Genomic DNA, 6,934 nt, shown 5'->3' with positions numbered 1-6,934 from the left:
TTCCAGGCCAACGACTACATGAAAGTCGGCAAAGTTGTGCTTGTGAAGTAAGCCACAAAGAATCAATGGTAAGACACAAAAGGGCCTGGAGCTATGCCTCCGGGCCCTTTTTTATGTTGAATGATATTCTGTCGTCTATGGTGTTGCAGATGTAAAAAGCTATACTGAACCTGGGGTGTTTAGGGAAGGTGGATATGATTCCAATGTGCAGTGAATCTAATCCCCGGCATTGTAACCGGATCAAGTTATCAAGTACGTGGAGAGCGAAAGACTTGAAGTAGTGTTTATACGGAATTTTATGGGTGAGTGAGGGTGCGTTTTTGCAAAAAGATATGTCTTTGTGAAACACCCGTTGGGTCTTCAAGACCCGACGAGTGTTTTGGCAGGGCCGTAAAACGGGACATTTGCTGCCCCCTCCGAATTGGGTGTATGCGAATTTTTGCGGCTCAGAACCTCATCCTGAATACGCACTTCTGCACGGCCGCGTGACGAAAATATCTGCGCAACAAAAAAAGGGAGAGAACGATGCGTTCTCTCCCTTTTTGAGTAGCGTAGGTACTATGCTTACTGTACCGTGAAGGTACGTGTTGAAGACTGGTTGCCACTGCTGGTTCTAACCAGATACACGCCTGAGGCAAGCGAGCCTACATCAAGTTTAACGGATCTGTTGAATCCGGAAACGCGCTTGCTCATAACTTCCTGGCCGAGTACGTTGAACACTTTAACGTCAACATCGCTCACCTGGTTGGCAATCGACAGGTTGACCTGCTGAGCTTTAGCAACCGGATTTGGGAATACCGTGACGCTCAATCTGTCTTCAGAAGGCAGGTCATCTTCTACACTGGTAACCATTCCAGAGAAGAACTGGCCGGCATATTCGAAGACATCATTGGCAATCTCGATACCAATCGCGCGTCCAGGAATGTCGTCGATCGGCGGGTGGATGCCACCCCAGATGCGAGACAAGCTGGCTTCGTCTGAAGCATCCCGGTAGGTTGCCCATTGTAGTGTGATGTCCATGCTTGGACCATCTTCAAAAATGAGATACTCATTCTCGGCGAAGCTGAATTCACCCATTCCGCCCGGGAAATATGCATCGCCCGTAAACAGCGTCAGGATTTCAGCAGCAGCACTGGAGAATGTAGAGTGGCCGGATACGTAGCCGGCAAAAGGCGGCGTAATGAACGACGGCTGCTGGTATGGCCACCAGTTCTCTGCAAGAATCCAGTCTACACCTGCGGTTGCAGTTGCTGCATCATCGATATAGTCTGGGCCTCTCCATGCAAAGAGCTTAACTTTACCTACGTTTACATCGTTTTCGCCGGCAAGCGGATCGCCAGCTTCAACCATTTCGATATGGCCATCAACGAGCATGATGCCATTCTCATTGTAGTTGACGCCCATCGGATCTGAGCTCTGGCCAAGCGCAGCAATCGCGCGGATCGCAGAAACAGGACGGATGTAATCGTGCCAAGGCTTGATGCCCCATACGCTTACGGCAACATCATGCAAAGCAGCGCCAAGCAACAGGTAGCCTTTTACATCCCATTCAAGGTTTTCAAGTACTTCACCCTGGCCGGCGAATTTCTTCTCCAAAGCAGGATTGTCGTTGATCTCATTGAAAAGGGTGTACCAGTGTCCTGGAGGTGTTTCAGAACTTGGACCATCTGCCCAGAACTCAGCCAAAACACGGCCATAGTCACCACGAGGAACCATCTGTGGTTCGTAAGCCATGCCTGTAGCAGGATTCATATCATGCCCCTGGTTGGCTGTGATCCCACCATTTTCAAAGTCGTAAAACGCACGATATTCTTCGGACGTTGTAGGCCAGCTGGAAACAGGTGTATTTCCCTGCGTTGCCGGTGAGATATCCCACATGACTTCATTGTCTGAATCCAGGTGAGATGACCACATGGCTACAATGGAGAAATTCCACAGATAGTCTGAAATGACATCTGCTGTGCTGGTTTCCAATTGTGGTGGTGCACCGGGATCATGATAAACCCAGTAATCAACACCATCACGGCTGAAGATTTCGAGATCATCAGCAGAAAGCGCAAACGGTGTTACGATGCCCCATTCAGGACTCAAAAAGCCTGGGGTTGGGCCAGGGACCACGTTGTCGTTCTCGTCGATGGTGAATTCACGCACGAGTGGCTGCCAGCGGTTCAAGTCGCTGATGCTAGGGTTACCAGGCAGGCCAACAACGAGTGGCTCATTAAGCGGCTCATAGTCCGTTGTGGCGTAGTCGTTCACTTCGTTAGATCCATCCTGGAGTCCAGCATCGATCATACACTGTGAGACATAGTTACCCAGCGCCGGCGCGCCATCCATTTCGTAATCCGTTGATGTAACGGCCGTGTCATACCCGAGCTGCATCATCAAGTCATCAAAACTTGCAAGTGACTCGGTTGCACCCGGAGAATTGGCAAACCGATGGCTCAACAACCGATAGGCTGCGTAGCTGATTGCTTCGTCGCGATCTGCTGTAACATCAGCAGGGATGGTAATGCCATCGAAGGCACAGGTCTCGCTGCCATAGGTATTGTCAAGAATGTAGGTTCTTGCCATGGGGTCGTATACGGCCCATGCATCATACATCACAGCAGAAAGGTGGAATAGATTTCTGGCGTGAACCGTAGGACGCGGCGTATCTCCCCGAATTGCCTCGATTTGGACTTCGTTCCATTGCCGGGCTATAGAGTGGTCTTGTGCCTCAACAGATGTTGCTGGCAGTATTAAACCAAGTGTTAAAAGGCCTCCCACTATGGGTGCGCCACGAGAGATCTTCTCTCTCGCGTACTTTCGTATTTTTGTGATCATTTTTTTTTTTGATTTGCTTGCAGAAGAGGGGCGCTAATTAGTCGTAACAATTACCGGGCGTAAGGGAATTTGTCGTATCTGTATATTACAAAAAATGCATGCTTAGCCGGCAAATAACGCAGCAAGCGCCTTGTGTAGGCGTATCGGGCAGTTGGTCAGTTTATAAAAGAGGCGCTCATTGGAATCACCTGTATTTTATTTCAGATGAGGCGTAGGTGTATAGCGGATTTTGTGGGGATAAATAAAAACGGTTGGCTAAGAAAGGCGGTATGATGCTTGTGATACACATACTACAAACGTGTCTGGCAATTACCCCCCCCCAACACCCCATCCCCCTTGATTCCACCGTTTTGTACCTGTAATTGACACGCCCCCCTTCGTTTTTTATCGCAGTTTCTGAATGAGAAGGGGACACCATGAGACCTAATTTTTTCATTGTTGGCGCACCCAAATGTGGCACAACCTCGCTTTATCACTATTTAAGGCAGCATCCAGACGTATTTTTGCCCCATAGTGAATCGGAATATTGGCGATATAAAGAGCCCAACCATTTTTGTCAGGACTTGATCGCATGGCCAGGTTTGTGTGTTGAGACAACAGAGAAGTACTTGTCTCTTTTTGAGGCAGCCAGGCGAGAAAAGCGAATAGGAGAAGCTTCAGCGTTGAATCTGTATTCTAAAGAGGCAGCACAAAACATTGCCCGATTTACTCCTGATGCAAAAATAATCATCATGCTGCGCCACCCTGTTGATATGATGCGGTCCTGGCATCACGACTGTATGCGATGGGGGCATGAAACGGAAGGTGATTTTGAGAAAGCCGTCTTATTGGAAGATGCCCGCCGTAAAGGCAAGTCGTTGCCAAATGGCACTGGATATCCTTCTTGTCTTGTGTATCGAGACATTGCATCTTTTGGCGCACAGGTACAACGGTATTACGATGCGTTTGGGAAAGACCGTGTGGGCGTGTGGTTGCTGGAAGACATGGCTTCAGACCCAGGAGAGACATTTACCCAAATAACTGCTTTTCTTGGTGTAGATCCTGCTTTTAAACCTCAGTTTGAGATACACAATCCAAAAAAAGACATTACGCATGCCGACATGGTCAACCATGGCCTTAAGCGCATGCTGCGACAGTATGTTGGCTGGGCGCGCCATATCAAGCCTTATGTGCCGGCCAGGATTCGCACCCGCATCGAGAAAGGATTTAATACAAATACAAAGCCTGTTAGTCTAAATACACCCGATCCAGTATTTCTTGCTTCTCTTGCTGAAAGCATGTCCGGCGATATTTCGCACCTGTCTATGTTAATCGGACGAGACCTTTCTCATTGGTACACAAAGCACCTCTTGGCAGCTGCCTGAGTGGCCGCACCCGTACTTTATTAAATGTGAATTTCGAAGGTTTAGACACTGGTATTTTGACCGACACTTAATGACACCAAATACCTGCTGAATTTCACCAACTTGCCCGTAGCGATGACCCGGAGTGCCTCCTCCGTACTGGAATTGGAACATCTGAATGTAGATTTGCCTGTGTTGCCGCATACGTTCTTGCTGGCTATGGGCTTGTCTCGTCAGGTTGATGAAGTGGAGATTGATGAAGTTGTTGAGGTAATCGAAAACGATCCCGGTGCTGTTACGCGCGTGCTACGCGTGGTGAATTCTGCGTATTACGGACTACGGAGAGAAGTTACCAGTTTACATCGTGCCGTAGTTGGATTGGGACCGCAGGCTGTATTGGGGATCGTGATGAGCGTGAGCCTTGAAGACATGAAAGAGCACCTGCATGTAACTACAAGTAACGCATTTCATCGGCTGATCCGACATAATGTTGCTGTAGGATACATATCAAGGCATATCGTTTCTATGTCCAAAATGGGCAACCAGCAAAAAATGGCTGGTGAAGACTATACAAGTGAAGCTTTTACTTTAGGGATATTACACGATTTTGGGAAAATTGTCCTGTTTAACAATTTCCCAGAAAAGGCAGTTGAATTCTATGATGAAGTTAGTCCGCTTGATACCAATGCCCAGGATTTATTGGCCAAGGAGCGTGCTTTGTTCGGGTTTGATCATGTACAGGCCGGCCAGTATTTGATGCATGAGTTGAATTTCTTGAGTTCGATGGAAATGGCCGTTGCCGCCCATCACGATTACACAGTAAGCGTAGAACGGGAAGAAGGAGAGCAATACCTGTTGAATGTAGTGGTTGCCAGTAACAAGCTGGCGAACACCCTCGGCTTCAGTTTTAATCGAAGCATTTCGCGGAAGACATTCATGGAAGACCCGTTTTGGGATCAACTCATTCAAACGCAGTTCTTCGAGACACAGGAAAAAGAGGCGCTATTCGAAGAGTTTTTTGGGATGAAGGAACGTGTGTCTGCATATCTAAGCGAAATTATTTAGCGTTGTCGCCCTGGCAGCTTGCTTCATTTCTTATTTAAGCAAGTGTTTTGCTAGTCGATTTCTAAAGAGATAACTGTCTCTTAGCCCTACAGTAAAATCGACTGAATGCTATGCCATTTGGAACTCAGTTCTCCAGCTTGCAGTGTGCCAGCCGGCAGCAGGTAGCCATCAATTGGTATGTCCTGATAAGTTTTATTTTTGTGTTGACTGGCAATTTGTTATTGCCCCAGGCAGCTAGTGCACAAGTCAACGCTTCCGATCAGGATATACAGCCGATCCGGTTCAAACCCAGTCCGACGCGGGATAAATCAGTTGCTGAATCCGGACTCAATCCCGGCAAAGTACAGGGCGGACCTTTTTCAGTTCAGACCGGGGGAAGCAATCCACTCAATGGGGAAGATGTCGGATCCGAAAGTGCCCCTTTTCTGGTGGACATCGACAACGATGGTGACCTTGATCTTTTTGCCGGCGCAACAGATGGCACAATCTATTACTACGAGAATACCGGGTCAGCATCTTCTGCTACGTATGTCCAGCGTACTGGTGGCTCGAACCCGGCAAACGGTATAGATGTAGGCTCGTGGTGTACGCCAGCCCTGGTAGATATAGATGATGACGATGACTTCGACTTGTTTATCAGCGATGAATCCAGCAATATTTTTTACTACCGCAACACAGGCACTGTATCTTCTCCCACTTTTTCATCAACGACCAGCCCGTTAACCGGCCCTGTTGCAACTGATGAAAACAAACCTGGATTTGTAGACATCGATAATGACGGTGATTACGATGTGTTTTTGGGTGCCAGCAATGGTGGACTGGTCTATTTTGAGAACACGGGTTCAGCTTCTTCAGCAACTTTTGTCCAACGCACGGGCGGCTCCAATCCTTTTAATGGCGTTGATGTCGGGTCTTATAGTTCGGTTAACTTTGTTGACATCGATCACGATGGTGATTGGGATGCATTTGCAGGCGAAGAAGCCGGCGTTATAAACTTTTTTGAGAATACAGGTTCAACTGCATCGCCAACCTTTGTGCAGCGAACAGGCAATGCAAACTACCTGGATGGGGTAGATGTTGGCAATTATAGCCGGCCCATACTCATGGATCTCGATAATGATGGCGACTGGGATCTGTTTATCGGGGAAGAGGATGGCAACTTCAACTACTATCTGAACAACGAGGACCCGGTTACAACAGCACCTGGTGGGTTGTTCAACAACATCGTGTTGTGGCTCAAGGCAGATGCCGGCGTAACAGGTACGTCAAACGTTACTGCATGGGCAGACCAGACCAACCAGTCTAACGACGCAGCACAGGCGACCAGCAGCCGGCAACCTTCAAAAACAGATGGTGCCATAAATTACCAGCCGGCGCTCACCTTTGATGGAACGGATGACTTCCTGGATGTACCCTATAGCGATGGATTGCACCACGGCAAAGTGCAAATTTTCTCTGTGCACAAAAGTACCGACGCTCCGAGCTTCGCTAGCCCGTTTACTTCGCGCGATGGCTCGACAACAGAGGGGTATCTACTTTATGAGGACGATTCTGATTTGTACGCTTTCTGGACTGCCGCGAGTAGTAGCTGGAATGCGATTACGGGAGGAAGCGTGACGTTCAATAGCTTTGAGCTCGTGAGTGTTAGCGGGCAGACAGGCGCCGGCGATGCCGAAAAGTACCTTTATGTTGATGGTGCCCAG

At 48.4% G+C, this 6,934-nt stretch carries 4 protein-coding genes; 3 read left to right on the top strand and 1 reads right to left on the bottom strand.

The features are described from left to right. Positions 1-564 precede the first annotated feature (564 nt). Entirely contained in the window at positions 565-2,823 is a 2,259-nt protein-coding gene (locus AAF564_24985; GenBank protein ID MEM8488824.1) for a T9SS type A sorting domain-containing protein, read from the bottom strand. Between the two features lie 416 nt (positions 2,824-3,239). On the opposite strand from AAF564_24985, the gene AAF564_24980 reads away from it, so the two are divergent. From AAF564_24980 to AAF564_24970, 3 genes are all read left to right on the top strand, one after another. After that, positions 3,240-4,187 (top strand): sulfotransferase, encoded by a 948-nt coding sequence (locus tag AAF564_24980; GenBank protein ID MEM8488823.1) that lies wholly within the window; start codon positions 3,240-3,242, stop codon positions 4,185-4,187. A gap of 114 nt (positions 4,188-4,301) precedes the next feature. Next, positions 4,302-5,231 (top strand): HDOD domain-containing protein, encoded by a 930-nt coding sequence (locus tag AAF564_24975; GenBank protein ID MEM8488822.1) that lies wholly within the window; start codon positions 4,302-4,304, stop codon positions 5,229-5,231. Between the two features lie 110 nt (positions 5,232-5,341). Then, positions 5,342-6,934: VCBS repeat-containing protein (locus AAF564_24970; GenBank protein ID MEM8488821.1), on the top strand; the 1,593-nt coding region annotated here is incomplete at its 3' end.

The organism is Bacteroidota bacterium, assembly GCA_039111535.1.
Classification (GTDB): Bacteria; Bacteroidota; Rhodothermia; order Rhodothermales; family JAHQVL01; genus JBCCIM01.
The sequence above is the reverse complement of the archived record's forward strand: the minus strand, read 5'-3'. Positions and strand labels throughout refer to the sequence as shown.

What these genes read in the sequence shown, in the direction of transcription:
- AAF564_24985 (MEM8488824.1), bottom strand. Translation starts at nt 2,823, where the DNA reads ATGATCACAAAAATACGAAAGTACGCGAGAGAGAAGATCTCTCGTGGC.
- AAF564_24980 (MEM8488823.1), top strand. Translation starts at nt 3,240, where the DNA reads ATGAGACCTAATTTTTTCATTGTTGGCGCACCCAAATGTGGCACAACC.
- AAF564_24975 (MEM8488822.1), top strand. Translation starts at nt 4,302, where the DNA reads ATGACCCGGAGTGCCTCCTCCGTACTGGAATTGGAACATCTGAATGTA.